This is a genomic window from Achromobacter sp. D7-1 (genome assembly GCF_059760445.1).
The window spans coordinates 39,762-59,102 of record NZ_JCBAMT010000039.1 but is presented as its reverse complement, the minus strand read 5'-3'; the positions used below and the strand labels follow the sequence as shown (position 1 = coordinate 59,102).

Annotated in this window: 19 protein-coding genes and 1 riboswitch; of the genes, 7 read left to right on the top strand and 12 right to left on the bottom strand. The window is 66.7% G+C overall.

The window, feature by feature from the left end:
* Positions 1 to 31: 31 nt before the first annotated feature.
* Together AC6LKD_RS17830 and AC6LKD_RS17825 are read right to left on the bottom strand one after the other, a co-directional pair.
* On the bottom strand, positions 32 to 1,207 hold the full coding sequence (locus AC6LKD_RS17830) for a UxaA family hydrolase (protein WP_013391228.1): 1,176 nt from the start codon (positions 1,205 to 1,207) through the stop codon (positions 32 to 34).
* Positions 1,208 to 1,234: 27 nt separating this feature from the next.
* A complete protein-coding gene (locus AC6LKD_RS17825; RefSeq protein WP_013391229.1) occupies positions 1,235 to 1,516 on the bottom strand; it encodes a UxaA family hydrolase in 282 nt (93 codons plus the stop codon).
* Between the two features lie 168 nt (positions 1,517 to 1,684).
* On the opposite strand from AC6LKD_RS17825, the gene AC6LKD_RS17820 reads away from it, so the two are divergent.
* From AC6LKD_RS17820 to AC6LKD_RS17805, 4 genes are all read left to right on the top strand, one after another.
* On the top strand, positions 1,685 to 2,440 hold the full coding sequence (locus AC6LKD_RS17820; RefSeq protein WP_013391230.1) for a GntR family transcriptional regulator: 756 nt from the start codon (positions 1,685 to 1,687) through the stop codon (positions 2,438 to 2,440).
* Between the two features lie 87 nt (positions 2,441 to 2,527).
* Positions 2,528 to 2,609, top strand: a riboswitch (SAM riboswitch).
* Positions 2,599 to 3,858: a homoserine O-succinyltransferase MetX gene (metX, locus tag AC6LKD_RS17815; protein ID WP_498116973.1), complete on the top strand. Its 1,260-nt coding sequence runs from the start codon at positions 2,599 to 2,601 to the stop codon at positions 3,856 to 3,858. It overlaps the preceding riboswitch by 11 nt.
* Entirely contained in the window at positions 3,855 to 4,469 is a 615-nt protein-coding gene (gene metW, locus AC6LKD_RS17810) for a methionine biosynthesis protein MetW (protein WP_013391232.1), read from the top strand. Before metX ends, metW begins: the two co-directional genes overlap by 4 nt.
* 95 nt (positions 4,470 to 4,564) lie before the next feature.
* A complete protein-coding gene (locus AC6LKD_RS17805; protein ID WP_041652131.1) occupies positions 4,565 to 5,821 on the top strand; it encodes a muropeptide transporter in 1,257 nt (418 codons plus the stop codon).
* A 71-nt stretch (positions 5,822 to 5,892) separates the two neighbouring features.
* Here the strand turns inward: AC6LKD_RS17805 and AC6LKD_RS17800 are convergent, their stop codons facing one another.
* Positions 5,893 to 6,762 (bottom strand): universal stress protein, encoded by an 870-nt coding sequence (locus AC6LKD_RS17800; RefSeq protein WP_013391234.1) that lies wholly within the window; start codon positions 6,760 to 6,762, stop codon positions 5,893 to 5,895.
* Positions 6,763 to 6,984: 222 nt separating this feature from the next.
* On the opposite strand from AC6LKD_RS17800, the gene AC6LKD_RS17795 reads away from it, so the two are divergent.
* Together AC6LKD_RS17795 and AC6LKD_RS17790 are read left to right on the top strand one after the other, a co-directional pair.
* Positions 6,985 to 7,623, top strand: a complete 639-nt coding sequence (locus AC6LKD_RS17795) for a trimeric intracellular cation channel family protein (RefSeq protein ID WP_498116971.1) — start codon at positions 6,985 to 6,987, stop codon at positions 7,621 to 7,623.
* A 111-nt stretch (positions 7,624 to 7,734) separates the two neighbouring features.
* A complete protein-coding gene (locus tag AC6LKD_RS17790; protein WP_013391236.1) occupies positions 7,735 to 8,436 on the top strand; it encodes a GntR family transcriptional regulator in 702 nt (233 codons plus the stop codon).
* Positions 8,437 to 8,491: 55 nt separating this feature from the next.
* Here AC6LKD_RS17790 and AC6LKD_RS17785 read toward each other — a convergent pair whose 3' ends face one another.
* Genes AC6LKD_RS17785 through AC6LKD_RS17770 form a run of 4 tightly spaced genes read right to left on the bottom strand, consistent with a single transcriptional unit; the run spans position 8,492 to position 11,452 of the window.
* Positions 8,492 to 9,259: a LamB/YcsF family protein gene (locus tag AC6LKD_RS17785; protein WP_498116970.1), complete on the bottom strand. Its 768-nt coding sequence runs from the start codon at positions 9,257 to 9,259 to the stop codon at positions 8,492 to 8,494.
* 13 nt (positions 9,260 to 9,272) lie between these two features.
* A complete protein-coding gene (locus AC6LKD_RS17780; protein ID WP_498116969.1) occupies positions 9,273 to 10,268 on the bottom strand; it encodes a 5-oxoprolinase subunit C family protein in 996 nt (331 codons plus the stop codon).
* Complete coding sequence (gene pxpB, locus AC6LKD_RS17775; RefSeq protein WP_498116967.1) at positions 10,265 to 10,996, bottom strand: 5-oxoprolinase subunit PxpB; 732 nt, start codon at positions 10,994 to 10,996, stop codon at positions 10,265 to 10,267. Before pxpB ends, AC6LKD_RS17780 begins: the two co-directional genes overlap by 4 nt.
* Positions 10,997 to 11,020: 24 nt before the next feature.
* Positions 11,021 to 11,452, bottom strand: a complete 432-nt coding sequence (locus AC6LKD_RS17770) for a VOC family protein (RefSeq protein WP_013391240.1) — start codon at positions 11,450 to 11,452, stop codon at positions 11,021 to 11,023.
* 150 nt (positions 11,453 to 11,602) lie between these two features.
* Here AC6LKD_RS17770 and AC6LKD_RS17765 point away from each other — a divergent pair, with 150 nt between their 5' ends.
* Positions 11,603 to 12,493, top strand: a complete 891-nt coding sequence (locus AC6LKD_RS17765) for a LysR family transcriptional regulator (protein ID WP_041654804.1) — start codon at positions 11,603 to 11,605, stop codon at positions 12,491 to 12,493.
* Here AC6LKD_RS17765 and AC6LKD_RS17760 read toward each other — a convergent pair.
* From AC6LKD_RS17760 to serA, 5 genes are all read right to left on the bottom strand, one after another.
* A complete protein-coding gene (locus AC6LKD_RS17760) occupies positions 12,490 to 13,635 on the bottom strand; it encodes a PepSY-associated TM helix domain-containing protein (RefSeq protein WP_498116966.1) in 1,146 nt (381 codons plus the stop codon). The two genes, AC6LKD_RS17765 and AC6LKD_RS17760, sit on opposite strands and share 4 nt — an antisense overlap.
* A complete protein-coding gene (locus tag AC6LKD_RS17755) occupies positions 13,635 to 16,085 on the bottom strand; it encodes a TonB-dependent siderophore receptor (RefSeq protein ID WP_498116965.1) in 2,451 nt (816 codons plus the stop codon). The genes AC6LKD_RS17760 and AC6LKD_RS17755 overlap by 1 nt, the downstream gene beginning before the upstream one ends.
* Before the next feature lie 191 nt (positions 16,086 to 16,276).
* Positions 16,277 to 17,290 (bottom strand): FecR domain-containing protein, encoded by a 1,014-nt coding sequence (locus AC6LKD_RS17750; protein WP_498116964.1) that lies wholly within the window; start codon positions 17,288 to 17,290, stop codon positions 16,277 to 16,279.
* Positions 17,291 to 17,292: 2 nt separating this feature from the next.
* The gene (locus AC6LKD_RS17745; protein ID WP_013391245.1) at positions 17,293 to 17,838 is read right to left on the bottom strand and encodes a sigma-70 family RNA polymerase sigma factor; all 546 of its coding nucleotides are present in this window, start codon (positions 17,836 to 17,838) and stop codon (positions 17,293 to 17,295) included.
* A 175-nt stretch (positions 17,839 to 18,013) separates the two neighbouring features.
* Positions 18,014 to 19,213: a phosphoglycerate dehydrogenase gene (gene serA / locus AC6LKD_RS17740; RefSeq protein ID WP_492275927.1), complete on the bottom strand. Its 1,200-nt coding sequence runs from the start codon at positions 19,211 to 19,213 to the stop codon at positions 18,014 to 18,016.
* Positions 19,214 to 19,341 lie beyond the last annotated feature (128 nt).

Genomic DNA, 19,341 nt, shown 5'->3' with positions numbered 1-19,341 from the left:
GACGCGCCGTTGCCAGGGACGACAGGCGCGATCAGGCGCTTTCGAAGATGCGGGTCAGGACGAACTCACGGTGGCCCAGCGCTTCGGCCGCGGTCCAGCGGCCGTTGGCGGTGGCCAGCATGCATTCCAGCAACTTGTCGCCGGCCTGGTTCAGGTCGATTTCGCGTTGCAGCAGGCCGCTGGTGTCCACGTCTATGTGCTCGGACATGGTGCGCACCGTGCGCGGATTGGCGCAGATCTTGATGACCGGCAGGATGGGGTTGCCGATGACGTTGCCCTGGCCGGTGGGGAAGAAATGCACCGCGTAGCCCGAGGCCGCGCACAGGGTCACCATTTCGGCGGCGGCGGAGGACGAGTCCATGAACCACAGGCCGGGGCCGTCGGGGATCTCGGCCTTGTCGATCACGCCGTCCACGCGGCATTGCTTGCCGATCTTCTGGATATTGCCCAGGGCCTTTTCCTCGATGGTGGTCAGCCCGCCCGCGATATTGCCCTTGGTGGGCTGGGATTCCGACAGGTCGCTGGTCTTCCAGCGGTCGATCATGGCCTGGTAGCGGTTGAACATGAACATGAAGCGTTCGCGCACCGCGTCGTTGGCGCAGCGCTCAGCCACGATGTGTTCGCCGCCGGTCAGCTCCGAGGTTTCGCCGAAGACCAGTGTGGAGCCCAGCCCGTAGAGCTTGTCGAAGGCGTTGCCCACGGTGGGGTTGGCGCCACAGCCGGAGGTAGTGTCGGACTCGCCGCATTTGGTCGACACCCACAGGTCGGCGATGGGGCACTCGCTGCGCGTCAGGGCCGTGGCGTAGTGCACGAATTCCTTGGCGCAGCGCGAGGCGCGCATGATGGTGTCATGGTCGCCGTGCAGTTCGATGCTGAAGCCCATGACCGGCTTGCCGGTGGCGGCGATGCCGTCCACCACGCGCTTGGTCCAGCCTTCCTCGATGCCGATCACCACCACCGCCGCGACGTTGGGATTGCAGCCGGTGCCGATCAGGGTGCGGAAATGCAGTTCCAGGTCCTCGCCGAACTGCAGCCGGCCATAGGGGTGAGGCAGGGCCAGCGTGCCCTTGATGTTGTTGGCCACGGCTTCGGCCGCGGCGTTGGAGATGTCGTCCACAGGCAGGACGATGACGTGGTTGCGGACGCCGACGCGGCCGTTGTCGCGGCGGTAGCCCTGGAAGGTGGTCGAAGCGTTGATGATGGACATGGTGGATTCCTGTGCGGGGTGGAGGGCTTACCAGCGCTTGGTCTTGATGTTGTGCACATGGGCGTGCTGGCCGGCCTGGATGGGCTCCACCACGCGGCCGATGTCGACGCCGTACTTGAAGACGGTGTCGCCCACGGCCATGTCCTTCATCGCCACCTTGTGGCCGATGGGAATGTCCTGCGAGGCGCGCACGTGGATGATCTTGTCTTCATCCATGATCCAGGCGTTGAGTTCCGTTCCGGCGGTGACTCCTTCCACCACGGCGACCGCCACCGTGTCCTTGGCATCGTGCAATACGGCGTGAATCATTTGTCTTCCTCTTTTGGGCTGGGAGCGCAGGGCGCGGATCACTACGGCCAGGAAATCTTAGGACCCGGCTTCGCTCATGTCAACTAAATCATATATATGAATTGTATGACTTGAGCAGGTTCCGTCCCCGCCGCTACACTGTGGGCTCCTGATTGATGCGATGCACCCATGAATACCAGCCTGTCCTCGACTGTGCCTTTGGGCAGTCCCTTGTACGCGCAGGTCAAGCAGGCCGTGCTGGCCGCGCTGGCGCAGGGCGAATGGAAGCAGGGCGAGGCGATCCCGCCCGAGAAGCTGCTGGCGGAACGCTTCGGCGTATCCATCGGCACCTTGCGCAAGGCCATCGACGAATTGGCGGCCGAGAACATCCTGGTGCGCCATCAAGGCCGCGGCACCTACGTGGCCGTGCATACGCGCAATCACCATTTCTTCAAGTTCTTCCGCATCGTGCGCCAGGATGGCGACAAGTCCTATCCCGCGACCGAGCTGCTGCGCTTTCGCCGAGTGCGCGCGTCGGCCATCGCGCGCGAGAAGCTGAACCTGGCGGCCGGCGCCATGGTGTTCGAATTCCTCAATGTGCTGTCGCTCAATGGCGACGTGGTGATGATGGACGAGATCTGCCTGCCGGAGTCATGCTTTCCGGGCATGGCCGAGGAGCACCTGCGCGACCGCGCCAGCACGCTTTACGCGCTGTACCAGGACGTCTTCGGCGTGAATGTGATTGCGACCGACGAGCGGCTGCGCACCTGCGTGGCCGAACGCGCGCAGGCGCGGGCGCTGGGCGTGGCCGAAGGCAGCCCTCTGCTGGAGATCCGCCGCGTGGCGTTTTCCTACAAGCGGCAGGCGGTGGAATGGCGCATATCGCGGGTCAACACCGAGCGCTATGAGTACCTGGGCCAGGAGCCCTGGGAGGCTGGCGCCTGAAGGTCCGGCGCATGCGGCCGGCTGACCGGCGATGCCGCCCGCCATTGCGGCGCGCTTGAGCAGTGCTAGAATTCCTGCCGCAGTACCAAATTTTTCGGCGCCGATTTGCCTGATCCGCTTGCGGGCGCCTTCCAATAAATCCAGCTAAAGAGGTCCGTATGACCACTCCTGCCCAGAATTTGGCCGGTGATTCGGCCAGCGGGTTCATACCCGCACCCGTCACGACTTCCGATGCCGTTGATCCCGGTTCGGTCGGCCTCGTCGCTCCCACCTTCATCCGTTTCGATGAGCCGCTGCCTTTGCAGAGCGGCCAGTCGCTGGCCGCCTACGAACTGGCGGTCGAGACCTATGGCACGCTCAACGCCCAGCGCAGCAACGCGGTCCTGATCTGCCATGCGTTGAACGCCTCGCACCACGTAGCCGGCCAGGCGGCCGACAACCCCAGCGATGTGGGCTGGTGGGACAACATGGTGGGTCCCGGCAAGCCGGTGGACACCAACATCTACTTCGTGATCGGGGTCAATAACCTGGGCTCCTGCTTCGGCTCTACCGGCCCGGCCAGCATCAACCCGGAAAGCGGCAAGCCCTGGGGCGCCGCCTTCCCGGTGCTGACCGTGGAGGACTGGGTGCGGGCGCAGGCCAGGGTTGCCGACCATTTCGGCGTCGACCGTTTCGCGGCGGTGATGGGCGGATCGCTGGGCGGCATGCAGGCGCTCAGCTGGGCCATCACGCTGCCGGACCGCGTGGCCAATTGCGTGGTCATCGCCAGCACGCCGCGCCTGTCGGCGCAGAACATCGGCTTTAACGAGGTGGCGCGCCGCGCCATCATCACCGATCCGGATTTCCACGGCGGCGATTACTACGCGCAAGACACGGTGCCGCGCCGTGGCCTGTCGGTGGCGCGCATGATCGGCCACATCACCTATCTGTCCGACGACGACATGGCCGAGAAATTCGGCCGCGCCCAGCGCGCCCCGGCCGAGAATGGCGCCTACCACTACGGCTACGACGTCGAGTTCGAGGTGGAGTCGTACCTGCGCTACCAGGGCGAGAAGTTCACCCGCTATTTCGACGCCAATACCTATCTGCTGATCACGCGCGCGCTGGACTATTTCGATCCCGCGCGCACCACCGGCGGCGACCTGGCCCGCGCACTGGCGCCGGCCAAGGCCGATTTCCTGCTGGTGTCGTTTTCGACCGACTGGCGCTTTCCGCCGGAACGCTCGCGCGAAATCGTGCGCGCGCTGCTGAAGAACGCCAGTCCGGTGACCTACGCCGAGATCGACGCGCCGCATGGCCATGACGCCTTCCTGCTGGAAGACGCGCGCTACCATGCCGTGGTTCGCGGCTATTACGAACGCATCGCGCGCGAGCTCGGCCTCGGCGATGCCGCCCAGACCGAAGGACGCGCCGCATGACGCCCGTGACTCCCCGCCCCGCGCTCAACGTCCTGCGGCCCGACCTGGCGCGCATCGCCAGCTGGATCGAGCCCGGCAGCCGTGTCCTGGACCTGGGCTGCGGCGACGGCGCGCTGCTGGCGCATCTGCGCGATCACCGCCAGGTGCGGGGCGCCGGCGTGGAACTGGACGACAACTGCGTCATCGCCTGCGTGCGGCGCGGCGTCGAAGTGATCCAGCAGAACCTGGAAGACGGGCTGGCGCTGTTCGACGACAAGCAGTTCGACACCGTGGTGTTGTCGCAGACCCTGCAGTCCATGCACCGCACCGAGCACATCCTGCGCGAAATGGCGCGGGTGGCGCGCTTCGGCGTGGTGTCGTTCCCCAACTTCGGCTACTGGCCGCACGGCTGGGCCATCCTGCGCGGCCGCATGCCGGTGACGGGCCAGATGCCCTACCAGTGGTACAACACGCCGAACATCCACCTGTGCACGCTGCGCGACTTCGAGCAATTGGCCGGCGAGGTGCGCCTGAGCATTCTTGAACGCGCCACCTTCAACGAAGGGCGCGAGGTGAAATTGCTGCCCAGCTGGCGCAGCACCTTGGCGGTGTACCGTTTCGCGTCGCCCTGACATTCCGACACGCATCCTGCCTGCAGCGCTGGCGCAGAGGCCCTAAAATGCCGCAAGCCCGCGGCCGCTAGCGGCGCGCGGGCGCGTTTCAGGAGATCGTCATTACCGCTGTATCCAACGTCTACACCAGCCCCCGCGTGGCCCCCTTGCTGGTCCTGGGCTTTGCCAGCGGATTGCCGTTGGCCCTGACCAGCGGCACCTTGCAGGCCTGGGCCACGGTGGAAAACGTGCCGCTGCAGCAAATCGGTTTCCTGACCCTGGTGGGCAGCGCCTATACCCTCAAGTTCCTGTGGGCCCCGCTGGTGGACCGCTATGCGCCGCCCCTGCTGGGCCGGCGCCGCGGCTGGATGCTGCTGACCCAGTTGCTGCTGGCCGTGGCCATCATGGCGATGGGCGCCTTGTCGCCGTCGTCGACGCTGCAGACCCTGGCCCTGCTGGCTGTGCTGGTGGCCTTTCTGTCGGCCACGCAGGACATCGCTTTCGACGCCTATTGCACCGACGTGCTGCGCAAGGATGAGCGCGGCGCTGGCGCAGCCATCAAAGTCATGGGCTACCGGCTGGCCATGATCGTGTCGGGCGGGCTGGCGCTGATCCTCGCGGACCAGTGGATAGGCTGGGGCAACACCTATGTGCTGATGGGCGGCCTGATGCTGCTGTGCGCGCTGGCGACGTTCTGGGCGCCCGAGCCCGAGCACGTCGCCCGCCCGCCGCGCACGCTGCGCGAGGCCGTGGGCGAGCCGCTGCGCGAGTTCTTCACGCGGCGCGGGGCGCTGGCGGTGCTGCTGCTGATCGTGCTGTACAAGCTGGGCGACGCCTTCGCCGGGGCGCTGTCCACCACCTTCCTGATCCGCGGCGCGGGCTTCACGCCGACGGAAGTGGGCACGGTGAACAAGGTGCTGGGCCTGGCCGCCACCATCATCGGCGCGCTGGCAGGCGGATCGCTGATGTCGCGCTGGGGGCTGTATCGCTCGCTGATGGCCTTCGGCCTTTTGCAGGCGGTATCGAACCTGGCGTACTGGCTGATTGCCGTCAGCCCCAAGAACCTCTGGCTGATGGCCGCGGGCGTGGGTATCGAGAACCTCTGCGGCGGACTCGGCACGGCGTCCTTCGTCGGCCTGCTGATGGCGCTGTGCCGCCAGCAGTTTTCGGCGACCCAGTTCGCGCTGCTGTCGGCGTTGTCCGCCGTGGGCCGCACCTATCTGGCGGGGCCGCTCACGCCGCCGCTGGTCGAGGCGATGGGCTGGCCAGGCTTCTTCCTGCTGACCGTGGTCATCGCGCTGCCCGGCCTGGTGCTGCTGCATCTGCTGCGTGGCACGATAGAAACCATGGAAAAGCAGGGCGAGGAAGCGTAGGGGCAAGCACAAGAGCCCCGCAAGCAAAAAAAACGGCGCCGAGGCGCCGTTTTTTTTATGCCCTGACCGGGTTACTCCTCGCCGAGCAGGCGGACGATCAGCACGTCGCTGGGCAGGGATTCCAGTAGCCGTTCGGCCACGCTGCCGATGGCGGTGCGCAGGATGCCGGTGCGGCCGTGGGTGCCGGTCACGACCAGGTCGGAACGGTGATTGAACGAATACTCCGACAGCACGGTTTCCGGCTGGCCGCATTCGAGCACCACCTTGGGGGCGGCAACCTGGGCCAGTTCGGGCGTTTCGGCGATGAACTCCTGGGCGCTCTGTTCGGCGGCGTGATAGAAGCTGCGCGTGATGGCATCTTCCGGCGCTTTCTTGCCCTGGAAGGGGATGTCATAGGAGTGGAACAGCGTCAGATCCGCATTCGGCACCAGTTGCAGCGCGGCGCGCAAGGCCTGGCGCGAACCGGCGGAGAAGTCGGTGGCGACCAGCACGTCGCGGTAGGGGCGGCGCGGACGGGTCTTGACCACCAGCACCGGTTGGCGCGCCTGGCGGGCCAGCTTTTCGACCGTGGTGCCCAACAGCAGGCGGCCCAGCGTTTCATCGCGGGCGGTGCCGGTGACGATCAGCGAGCAGCCGTAGCTGTCGGCGGTTTCCATGATGCGGACCAGCGGATCGCCGCTGACGACCACCACTTCGGTCGGCACGTCGGCCGCCGCCAGGTCTTCGGCCAGCTCGCGCTCGGCCAGCGCCTTGTGGTCCGTCGACAGGCGCCGCCATACCGGCGTGGTCAGGCGGGCCGGCGTGGCATGGGATTCCATGACATGCAGGACGATGAGCTTGGTGCCTAGTTCCTTGGCCAGTTGCAGGGCGCGGTCCAGGGCGCGGTCGCCGCGCGCGCTCAGGTCGGTCGCCAACAGGATGGGGCCAGTTTGCTGTGTCATACGTTCTCTCCCGGTTGTGGCCAGATCGCCGACTCCCGCATGCGCGCGTTCCAGCCGTTCCGCCCTAACGGGCTATATCCCCATTGTCCCGCGGCCTCGCGGATGGGGACTTGATAGATATCAACGCAAAGTCGAGGGTAAGGGATGGCGCGGATGCAGGCAATGGCCGCCGCGGCGTGCCGGCTTAATACAATGGGGGCCAGTCCAACTTTCCCGCGCCCCATGTTCCCGGATCTGTCGCCCACCCTGCTGCACACGCTGTACCTCGTCGCCATCGTGGCGGAAGCGATGACCGCAGCGCTTTCCGCCGGCCGCCGCGACATGGACTGGATGGGCGTCTGCATCATCGCCTGCGTGACGGCGCTGGGCGGGGGCTCGCTGCGCGATGTGCTGCTGGGGCACTACCCCCTGACCTGGGTGGTCCACCCGGAATACCTGTGGATGACGGCGGGCGCGGCGATCATCACCGCCTTGATCGCGCCGGTCATGCGGCGCCTGCGCAGCGTGTTCCTGCTGGCCGACGCGCTGGGCCTGGTGGCGTTCACGGTCATCGGCTGCCAGGTGGCGCAGGTGATGCAGCTGCCGGTCACCGTGGTGCTGATCAGCGGCATGATCACCGGCTGCGCCGGCGGGGTGCTGCGCGACGTGCTGTGCAACGAGGTGCCGCTGCTGTTCCGCAAGGAACTCTATGCCAGCGTGTCCTTCGTGACCGGCGGCCTGTACCTGGGTTCGCAGGCGCTGGGCCTGTCCGCCAATACCGCGGTGCCGATTGCGCTGGCCGCGGGCTTGGCGGTGCGCCTGCTGGCCCTGCGCTTCAATTGGCAGATGCCGAAGTTTGTATATCGGGACGACTGGGACTGACAGCCGGGGCGGCATGGCGCTCTGCAACAATTTTCTTATTTATGTTTCAAGAGATTTCTAGTATCTTCACAATGTCTCATACCATGCATTGCGCAGTACAAGGGGAGCCGATTGGACATCAAAGCGCCCGCCACGATTCCGTATTTCCTGCAGGAACAGATTCGTGAATTGATCGTGGACGGCACCATCCGGCCCGGCCAGCCGCTGCGCGAGCAGGAACTGGAGCAGCGTTTCGGCACCAGCCGCAGCCCGATCCGCGAAGCGCTGCGCCTGCTGGAATTGAGCGGCCTGGTCACGCACATCCAGCGCAAGGGCTTCCGCGTCACTCTCTACACCGAAGCGCAGATCCGCCATCTGTACCTGTTACGTGCTGAGCTGGAAGCCTATTGCCTGCGCCAGGCGGCGGAGGTCGACGATCTGGCGCCGCTGCTGGCCGAGCAACGCGGCCATGACGCGGCCATCGCGGCGGCGCTGGCCGCGGGCGATGCGCAAGCGGCGATCGGGGCGGCGTGCGAGTTCTATCTGGCCGCGGCCCGCAGCACGGGCAATACCCCGCTGGCCAGCATGCTCAGCAAGCTTTACGAACAGATCGAGCCGCTGCGCTACCTGCTGGCCAGGCAAGCGATGCCGTTCAGCGGGATCCAGGTATGCACCCGCGGCGTGATCGAGGCGCTGGCCGTTCGCGATGTCGAGCGCGCGATCGACATGACGCGCAGCTATCTGGCGGATGTGCTGCCTGGCGTGCTGGAGGCTTATCGCCATGCCGCGCAGCAGGACGGGGAAGAGCCGGCGCCGCGCTACGGCCGCGCCTGAGCTGATCGCGCCTGAGCCGGCTGCGCCTATGCCGGCCACGCCTAGCCGGCCGCGCCTATGCCCTCGGGGGTGTGCGGACTTCGATGCCCGCCTGCTCCAGCGCCTTGCGGATGCCGTCGGCGAAGATCAGCGCGTTCGGCTGGTCGCCGTGGATGCAGAGCGTATCCGCCTGCACCGGCACGTCCTTGCCGTCGACCGAGCGCACCTTGCCTTCGCGCACCATGCGCACCACCTGCGCCACCGCCTGATCCAGGTCTTCGATCATCGCGCCCGCACGGCTGCGCGGTGTGAGCGAGCCGTCGTCCTGGTAGGAGCGGTCGGCAAAGACCTCATTGGCGGCGGCCAGGCCGATGGCGCGGGCCGCGTCGATCAGCTTGCTGCCCGCCAGCCCGTACAGGATCAGCGAGGCGTCCACGTCCTTGACGGCCTGGCAGATCGCGCGCGCCAGGCCTTCGTCCTTGGCGGCCATGTTGTAGAGGGCGCCGTGCGCCTTGACGTGGTGCAGGCGGGTGCCTTGCGAGGCGGCCACGCCGGCCAGCGCGCCGATCTGGTAGACCACAATGTCGTAGGCTTCGTCGGGACTGATCTGGATGACACGGCGGCCGAATCCGGCCAGGTCCTGCAGGCTGGGATGGGCGCCCAGCGCCACGCCGCGCGCCAGCGCGGCGGCCACGGTCTTGCGCATGGTGGCCGGGTCGCCGCCATGGAAGCCACAGGCGATGTTGGCGGAGCTGACGAACTGCAGCACCGCCGCGTCGTTGCCCATGGTCCAGGCGCCATAGCTTTCGCCCATGTCGCAGTTCATGTCGATGCGGGTGGTCATGGCAAATTCCTTTCTAGGCAAGGAGCGCGCGCAACGGCGCCAGCGCATCTTGCAATTGCGTGAAGGCGCGTTCGCGCTCGCCGTCCAGGCGCTGCGCTTCTTCCAGTTCGATCAGCTGGAAACGCAAGGTCTGGCCGGGCGCGCACTGCGCCAGGACCGGCAGGTCCACGGTGGCGATCTGCGCGATCTTGGGATAGCCGCCGGTGGTCTGGCGGTCGGCCATGAGGATGATGGCCTCGCCGCCCGAGGGCACCTGCACGGTGCCGAAGCAGGCCGCTTCCGACAGCATCTGGCGCGGCTGGCTCATGGACAGCGCCGGGCCCAGCAGCCGGTAGCCCATGCGGTCCGACTGCGGACTGATGCGGAATTCCGCGCCGCCGCCGAAGGCCTGGCGGGTGGCGCCGGAGAATTCCTCCCAGTGCATGCCCGGCAGGAAGCGGATGAACTCGCGGCGCTTGGCGCCCAGCGCAGCCGGCAGATACACGCGCTGGTTCCACAGCGCTTCCTGCAAGGCGTCCAGATCGCGGCTGGCGGCCAGCGGCGCATGCAGCGGCACCTGATCGCCCTTGGCCAGCGCGCGCCCCTGGAAGCCGCCGAAGCCGCTGCGCAGGTAGGTGCTTTCGCTGCCCATGACGCGCGGCAGCGCAAAGCCGCCGTGCACCGCCAGATAGCCGCGCACCCCCACGGCGGGCCTGGCGCCGAAGGCCAGCGTGTCGCCGGCCCGCGCCACCAGGGGGCGGTGGACCGGGATGTCCTGGCCGTTGAGCGTGGCGCCGAGGTCGGCGCCGGCCAGGGCGAAGCAGGCCGCCGCGTCAAAGCGCAGGGTCGGACCCGTCAGGGTCATTTCCAGCGTGGCGTGTTCGTCCTGGTTGCCGGCCAGGGCGTTGGCCAGGCGGTGCGCGCGCTCGTCCATGGCGCCGGCAGCCGGGATGCCCTGGTGCTGGTAGCCCTCGCGGCCGCGGTCCTGGAAGCTGGACAGCATGCCGGGCTTGATCACGGTCAGGCTCATGGCCGGGCTCCCCGGATGCGGTCGAATTCCTCGGAGCTGATGGGTACGAAACGGACCGAGTCGCCGGGTTGCAGCAAGGCGGCGGGTTCGCGGGCCGGGTCGAACATGGTGAGCGGGGTGGCGCCGATGATGTTCCAGCCGCCGGGAAGCCGGTTCGGGTAGATCACGGTCTGCCGGTTGGCAATTGCAACCGCGCCAGCAGGCACGGCGGTGCGCGGCGAGGCGCGGCGCGGGATATTCAGTTTTTCATCGTGCACGCCCAGGTAGGCGTGGCCGGGCGCGAAGCCCAGCATGAAGACCATGCTGCGGGGCTGGCTGTGCAGCTGGATGACGCCTTCAGGGGTGAGGCCGGCGGCTTCGGCCACCTCGGCCAGGTCGGGGCCGTGTTCGCCGCCGTAGCAGACCGGAATGTCGATCTCGCGTCCGCCCAGGGTGTCCGCGGCGATACCTGCGGACAGCAGTTGTCCGATGCGTTCGGCCAGTTGCGAGTACGTGGGGCCGCCGCTGGCGCCGGGCCGGTAATGCACCGCCACCGCGACGAACGATGGCACCACGTCGGTCACGCCGGGAAGCCGCGCGTCGCGCAGCTTGCCGGCCGCGGCCAGACAGGTCCGGCCCACGGCCGCGTCGATCTGGTCGCCAAAGGAAATGATCAGGCAGCGGTCACCCTGCGGCAGGATGCGCCAGGAGGTTTCGGCCGGAGAAGGAGGTTCTGAAATTGCGTTCAACGACACGAAACCTGTAGAGACGGATTACTTGGCGAACAGGGAATCCATGTTCTTGAACGCCTTGAATTCCAGCGCGTTGCCCGACGGATCCAGGAAGAACATGGTGGCTTGTTCGCCCACTTCACCCTTGAAGCGGATGTAGGGCTCGATGACGAATTCGGTGCCGGCGTCGGTCAGCCGCTTTGCCATCGCTTCCCATTGTTCCATGGAAAGCACGGCGCCGAAATGGCGCACCGGCACATTGTGCGAATCCACGGCGCTGGTGGCCTTGTGGCCGCATTCGCTGGGCGCCAGGTGGGCGACGATCTGGTGGCCGTAGAAGTTGAAGTCGATCCATTCGGGCGAGCTGCGGCCCTCCGGACAGCCCAGCTTTTCGCCATAGAAGGCGCGGGCTTCGGCCAGGTCACGGACCGGGAAGGCGAGGTGGAACGGCGGCAGGTTGGTTTGAGCGGTCATGGAAGGCTCCGGGTCGGGCAAAAGAAAATGATCAATCAGATTGCAGGCCATCGCAAGACTGCGCAGGCCTGGCATCAGCGCTTAGTTTAAGTATTGTTTTTTTGATTGAAAAACGATATTTTTCGTGTCTTAGCATCGAAATTATTGATTGTGATCAAAGAATTCAAAACCTTTCTGGCTGTGGCGCGGGACGGCACTTTCACCGGTGCCGGCGCTCAATTGGGGCTGACCCAGTCGGCGGTCAGCGCCCAGATCAAGCGCCTGGAGGAATACCTGGGCGTGGCGCTGTTCGACCGCAGCGCCCGCGCGGCCGTGCTGAACCTCCATGGGCGCGAGATGCTGCCGCAGGCCGAGGAACTGGTGGCGATGGCTGAGCGCATGGCGGCCGCGGCCGGCGCAGGACATGTCAGCGGGTCGCTGCGCATAGGCGCGATTGCCTCGGTGCAGCAGCATCTGTTGGCGCAGGCGCTGGGAGAGTTCCGGGCGGGCTATCCCGACGTGCGGGTGCGGATCGTGCCTGGCGTGTCGCTGTCGCTATTGGGGCAGGTGGACGCGGGCGAAGTGGATATGGCGCTGCTGATCCGGCCTCCGTTCGCCTTGCCGCCAGAATTGGGCTGGCAGCCGCTGCTGCGCGAGGAAATGGTGCTGGCGATGCCGGAATCGATGGCGCGGGCTCCTTGGCGCGAGCTGCTGGCCACCCAGCCGTTCATCCGCTACGACCGGGCCTCGTTCGGCGGACGGGGGGTGGATCTGTTCCTGAAAAAGCAACGCATCACGGTGCACGAGGCGGTGGAACTCGACGAGATCGAGGCCATCGCCAACCTGGTGCGGCACGGCCTGGGGGTGGCGCTGCTGCCGCGCTTGTTGGGGCTGGATCTGGCGGGCTTGCGCCTGGTGTCCCTGGACGAGGCGGCCTTCCACCGCGAGATCGGCATCATCGGGCGGCTGCCGTTCGATGCCGCGAGCGTTAGGGGCAAGATGGCGGAATGCCTGGTCCGCGCGGCCTCGGCTGCCGATGGCGCGCATCGTCCGGCCCGCTAGTTCTTCTGACGCTTGCGCCACAGGTAGAGACCGCTGCCCAGGACCACGATCGTGATCAGGTCCAAGGCGGCCCAGATCAGCTTCAGCGGCAGGCCGGCGGTGTCGCCATAGTGCAGCGGCCGCGAGAATTGCAGTACGCGCAGGTACCAGGGCATCTCGAGCACCGCCGTCAATTGGCCCGTACGCGCGTCCACCAGGACACCGTCGAAGAGATGGGCGGCCAGCGGGGTTTCACCCTTGGCCCACAGCAGGTAGTGCTGCGGCAGGCCCAGGCCCGCGTCCGGGAAACGCAGGGACTCCACCACGCGGCCGGGGACAGCAGCTTGCGCGGTGGCGTAGGCCTGTTGCGCCGAGGCCAATTGCGACGGGCCGGCGGGCGGATGGCCGTCGGCCGTCGCCACCGCGGCCTGGACGTCGTGGGACAGCCAGTAGCGGAAGAGCGGCACCGCCAGTTCGTGGATGGCGCCTGTGACGCCCATCATCAGCGCCCAGACCAGCGTGACGATTCCCAGGAGATTGTGCAGGTCCAGCCACTTCAAGCGCTTGGCGCGCGTGGCGCGGACGGTGCCAAACGGGGTTTTCTTCATGTAGGGGTGATAGAGGACGGCGCCCGATATCACCGCCACCGAGAAGAGCAGGGCCATGAAGCCCAAAAACAGCTGGCCGGGCAGGAGCGCGTAGAGATCGATGTGCAAGCGCGTCATGATGGTCATGGCGCGCGTGCCCAGGCCTTCGTCGGCGCTGTCCAGCGACTGCTGCAGCAAGCCGTTGCGAGCGTCGTAGTGCAGCTGGATCGAGGATGTTCCGGACGGAGCCTGGTCGCCAGGGGCCAGCGCCAGGATGACGCGGGGCGAGCGGGCGGCCACTTCGACCTCGACGATGCGATGCGCCGGATGATGGTGGAGAGCCTGCGCGATCAGGCCGTCGAGGGCAGGCGCGGACGGGTCCGGCGCGACGCTGGGCCAGGGCGGCGGAGCGTCCAGCCATTCCACGATTTCGTCGTGGAAGATCAAGGGCAGGCCGGAGACGCAGACCACCAGCATGAAGAGGGTACAGACCAGGCTGGTCCATTTGTGGACCAGATACCAGGTCTTGCTGCGCACCGCCCGCGCGGGCGATGCGCTCCCTGCAAGCAGCCGCATCAGAACTCCGCGGTGACGGACAGCAGCAGCGTGCGTGGCGCGGCCACCGTCAGGCCTTCACGCGCGGCCGACAGCCAGTAGTGCTTGTTGAACACGTTCTCCACCGTCGCCCGCAAGGTGACCGGCGTACGGTTGATATTCATCGCGTAACGCGCGCCCACGTCGAAGCGGGTCCAGGCGGGCAGCTGCTGTGTGTTCGCCGCATCGACATACTGGGTGCTGGTGCGCAGCACGCGCGCCATCAGGGTCAGGCCTTGCGCGAAAGGCGTATCCCATTCCGCCGAGGCGTTGAACTGCCAGCGCGGCACGGCAGGCGCGACGTTGCCGTCGTTGACGCCGCCTTCCGTCTTGGTCAGGACGCCAGCGGTGTAGGCCACGCCGCCCAAGAGCCGGACGTGGCGTGCCGGCTCGCCCTGGATCAGGAATTCCACGCCGCGATTGCGCTGCCTGCCGGATGCCTGGTAGCGCAAGGTAACCGGGTCCAGGTAAGCGCTGGGCTGCTCGATCTGGAACGCGCTCAAGGTGGTTGCGACGGTGCCGAAGTCGTACTTGGCGCCGACTTCATATTGCTTCGAGACGCCGGGCTTGAAGGTCTCGCCTGCGTTCACGGCCTCGGCCGGCGCGGTGCCGCCCTGGCTCAGACCCTCGATGTAGTTGCCGTACAGCGCCAGTTGCGTGGTCGGCCTCACCGTCAGCGCGAACGCCGGGGTGAGTGCGGATTTGCCGTAGTCCGATACGCGTTCGCCGGTCGCGGGGTTGTAGTTCACCGACTGCACGCGCTGCTGGCGCAGGCCGCCGGTCAGCTGCACCGCGCCGTCCATCGCCGAAAGCGTGTCGGCCAGCGCAACGCTGTACAACCGTGTTTCGCTGGTCTTGCCCAGATCGGTGGGCTTGGGGATGTTCGGTTTGGCCAGATCGGCCGGGTCGTACAGGTCGGAGAAAACCGTGGTGGTGGAACGCACGCGCGCCGACGAGTAATCGATGTCGAGGAAGCTGGCCGACAGCACCGGTTCGTGCTTGATCGGGCCGGTATTGAAGCGGCCGCGGATGCCGACCTCGCCGGTCTTGCTCAACAGCCTTTCGTTCAGGCGGGCGGGCACGGCGCCGATCATGCCCGCCGAGTCGAGCATCAGCCAGGTGGTCTGCAGGCTTTCGAAGTCGTGCTTGCGCGCGCCCAAGGCGCCGTACACCGTCCAGTCGTCGGACAGGTCGTACTCGGCGCGCACGTCGCCGGTCCACTCTTTGGCTTTCCAGTAGGTCCAGTCGGGGAAGAAATTGCGCTTCGGGTCCGGTGCATGGCCGATGTCCTCGCCCGAGGGGGGCGGGAACAGCAGGCCGCTACGCGCGTCGGTCACGCGGTTCTGGTAGTTGATGTCGCCTTCGATGCGGAAGCGGTTGCCACGGTAGTCCAGGCCGAGGGAGATCGCGCCCATGTCCTCGCCGGCGCCGGAGATGTTCATGTCGCCGCCGCTGCGCAGCACATTCAGGCGCACGCCGGTGCGCTGGTCTTCGCCGAAACGGCGGGCGATATCCGCCTGCAGGCCGAACTGGCTGTTTTCGAGATAGGACAGCGTTACGCGGTTCAAGGGCTCGGCGTCGGCGCGCTTGGGCACCAGGTTGATCGAGCCGCCCACCGAGCCGTACGGCGCCATGCCGTTGAGCAGCGCGTTCGGACCGCGCAGCACCTCGACGCGCTCGATTCCTATCAGCGAGGTGGAGTTGCGGGGGGAAATGCCATAGAGGCCGTTATAGGCGACGTCATAGTTGAACAGCGTGAAGCCCCGGACATTGAATTCGTCCCGGCCCGCGCCGCGCGAGTAGGTATTGCGCACCGAGGGGTCGTTGAGCAGTACGTCACCGAGGTTCTGCGCCTGCTGGTCTTCGATCAGCTTGGACGTGTATGAGGTCACGCTGAAGGGCGTATCGAGAAAATCCCTGTCGCCGAGCAGGCCGATCTTGGCGCCGCGCGCGACCTCGCCGCCCGGGTAGGGCTCGTTATACGCCGCAGTGGCGGAACCGGTCACCAACACGGCGGGCAGGGTGGTTTCAGCGGATACGGGCGCGGGCCGCAGCGAGTAGCCGCCGTCGGCCTGGCGCACGGCTTCCAGGCCGGTGCCGTTGAGCAGCTGCCGGAACCCGCCATCGACCGTATGGGTGCCGCGTACCCCGGGACTGGTCTTGCCTGCCGTCATAGCTGCCGGCACGCTGAGAAGAATATTGGCCTGATCGGCATAGCGGCTCAATGCGCCCGCCAGAGGGCCGGCGGGGACGTCGTAGGCGCGGACCGAGGGGCTGGCGGCGGCGGGTCCGGCGCCTTGGGCATGGACCGTGCCGACGCCGGCGCCCGTCATCAGGATCGCGCCCAGCAAAGCCTTGCGCGCCACGGCGGCTGGGCGCGGCAATCGGGCAAGGGACGATACGGGGTAGGCAAGTGGCGGCAGGCGGCGCATGGAACGGCTTTCCTTGGAATGGAGTTGGGCAAGGAGAGGTCCACCGTTTACGGGCATGGGGCGTCGGCCGGCCGTCACGGACCGGTATTGCCGTAGGAATGCGGCAAAGGTCGGCGGAGTCCTCTTTCCCTGTTGATCGAACGAACAGGAGAAAAGCGAACCGCGCTGTGAAAATTTTTTCGGGGGTACGCTCACCGGGGGGCCAGCGTTACCCACCATGGCAGTGTGCGCTGGATGCGTATCGGCAGGTCACGGGCGAGCATGGCCAGCGTGCGATCCAAGTCATTGGCCGGGTAGCGGCCGACGACGCGCAGGCCGGCGATGCGGGGATCGACGCCGACATGCCCGAGGTGATAGCGGCCCAGTTCCGCGATGAGATCGGCGAGGGACAGGTTCTCCGCCAGGATCACGCCGCGCGACCAGGCTTCGCGCGCGGGATCGGCCGGGGCCGCCGCGGAGATATCGTCCCCGGTGTAGCGCCGTTGCTCCCCGGCCCGGACGAGCGCATTGCGGCCGGCAAGGTTCTGAATGCCCACCTGCCCGTCATAGACCGCCAACAGGACATCTTCGTCCGTCTGCCGCACCGTGAAACGGGTGCCCAAGGCCTGCGCGCGGCCATAGCGGGTATCGACGAAGAACGGTCGACGCTGCGTGTCGTGGCCGGTTTCGACCAGGATTTCGCCATCGGCCAGCGTCAACAGACGGCGATCCTGGTTGAAATCGACATTGATGGCGCTGCGGGTATTGAGCCAGACGCGGGTGTCGTCGGCCAGGACAATGTTGCGTTGTTCGCCGACGCCGGTGGCATAGTCGGAGCGCCAGGCGGTCACGACGGCGGGCAAAGGAGTGTGCCGCCAGGCGAGCCAACCCAGGATTCCCGCGCCGCCCAGCGCCAGGACGTGGCCGACGGCCCGGCGGCGCGACGATGGGCGGCGGGAAGCGACCTGTACTGCTTTCTCGGCGGCTTCGCGCTCACCGTCGTTGCGCAGCAGCGCAAAGCGCCGGCTGACCGCCATGACATGCGCCCAGGCGCGGTGGTGTTCCGGCCGAGCATCCAGCCAGCGCTGCCAGTCGACGTGCTGCCTGGAGCCGGCTTCGGCATCCTGCAAAACTGCATACCACTCGGCGGCCGCTTTCAGGCTTTCATAATCCGCTTGGACGGGAAGGGGGCCGTCCGCGAGGACCGGCCGGGGCGGCGCAGGCATGGTCAGGGCCTGCGGATACCGGAGGCAGCCAGCCCGGCGTCGATCAGCGCAAGATGCAGCATGGCCTGAGCCAGGTACTTCTGCACCATGCGCATGGACACGCCCATGTGGTCAGCGATCTCGCGGGTGGAAAGCCCATGTATCTGGGCCTGGATGAAGGCTGTGCGTACCTTTTCCGGCAGGCGTCCCAGCCATTCGCCGACTTCCATCAGGGTTTCGATGACCAGCGACTGGTGTTCCGGAGAGGGCGCATGGGCCATGGGTTGCGCGGCAAGGCTTTCCAGCCAGGCTTGCTCCACTTCCCGCCGTCGCCAGAGATCGGTGCACAAGCCTTGCGCCATGGCGCGCAGATAGGCGCGAGCGGCGCCCGCACTGGCAAATCCGTCGGGTGCCGGCCTGATGATCAGGCGCAGGAAGGCGTCGTGTGCCAGGTCGGCGGCGTCAGCGGCGTTGCCCAACTTGCGGCGCAGCCATCCCAGCAGCCAGCCGTGATGATCGCTGTATAGAGCGTGCAGGTCTTGATGCACGGGGAGATCGGCGGCGGACATCGGGCGGACCCAGGCGCGAAGGTGCGCCGTATTTAGCAGGAGTGGGAATGGTTATCGTTTATAACTGAAGTCTGCCGCATTGCGCAATGCCGATACGCACGGGGATCTGGGTTGGTGTTGGGGCGCGGCAGCAAAAAGGGCCCGCTTGCGCGGGCCCCTTGTCATCTTGGCAACCTTACAGCCGGTCGCAGCGGACCGTGATCGGATGGTCGCGCAAGGTGGTCATGACGATGTCGTTGACTTCGCCTTCCACGTCGGTGATCACGTAGCCGATCTGGCCGCGGGTCTGCAGGGTCTGGCTGACGATGTTCAGGCCGTGCTGCGCCATCAGGTTGTCCAGCGTGCCGAGCGCGCCCGGGGCGTTGCGGTGCACGTGCAGGATGCGCGTGCCGCCGGCCGGCTCCAGATACGGCAGTTCGGGGAAGTTGACCGCGCCCTTGGTGGTGCCGGCCTGCAGGAAACGCACCAGCTTCTCGGCCACTTCGCGGCCGATGTTCTCTTGCGATTCCTGCGTGCTGCCGCCGATGTGCGGGGTCAGGATCACGTTGGGCAGGCCGATCAGCGGGCTGGCCAGCGGCTCGTCCGCGCCTTTGGGTTCGGTCGGGAACACGTCCAGCGCGGCGCCGGCCAGATGGCCGGACTTAAGCGCGGCGTGCAGCGCGTCGATATCCACCACCGTGCCGCGCGAGGCGTTGATCAGGATGGCGCCACGGCGCATGCGGCCGATGGTTTCCGCATTCATGATCTTTTCGGTGGTCTTGCCGCCCGGCACGTGCAGGGTCACCACGTCGGCCTGCTCCAGCAGATCGTTCAAGGTGGCGGCGGGCCGGGCATTGCCCAGCGGCAGCTTGGCTTCGACGTCGTGGTAGATGACGCGCATGCCCAGGCTTTCGGCCAGCGTGCTGATCTGCGAGCCGATGTTGCCGTAGCCCACGATGCCGAGCGTCTTGCCGCGGGTCTCGAAGGCGCCCGAAGCGCTCTTGTCCCAGTGGCCCTGGTGCACGCGGGCGTTCTTTTCGGGAATGCGGCGCAGCAGCAGGATGGCTTCGCCCAGCACCAGTTCGGCAACCGAGCGGGTATTCGAGAACGGCGCGTTGAATACCGGAATGCCGCGCTGCATGGCCGCGTCCAGGTCGACCTGGTTGGTGCCGATGCAGAAGCAGCCCACGACGCGCAGGTCGGGGTTGCCGGAAAGCAGCGCGGCATCCAGGTGGGTGCGAGAACGGATCCCCGCCACCTGGGCGCCGCGCAGGGCGTCGCTCAGTTGCGACGCCGGCAAGGAGGCGGCGTGCGTGACGATGTCGGAGTAGCCGGCGGCTTCGAAGACGGCGCGGGCGCTCGGGTGGATGTTCTCGAACAGGACGATTTGTGCCATGACAGCCTGAGGGGTGGGTGAGGAATCCGTTTTATTGATTGTGGCCCATTTTTGCTGCAGTGCAAGGAGTAGCCATTGGGGCGGTGTGGATGAATTGTTTCAGGTGCGCAAACGACTCGGGCATCGCC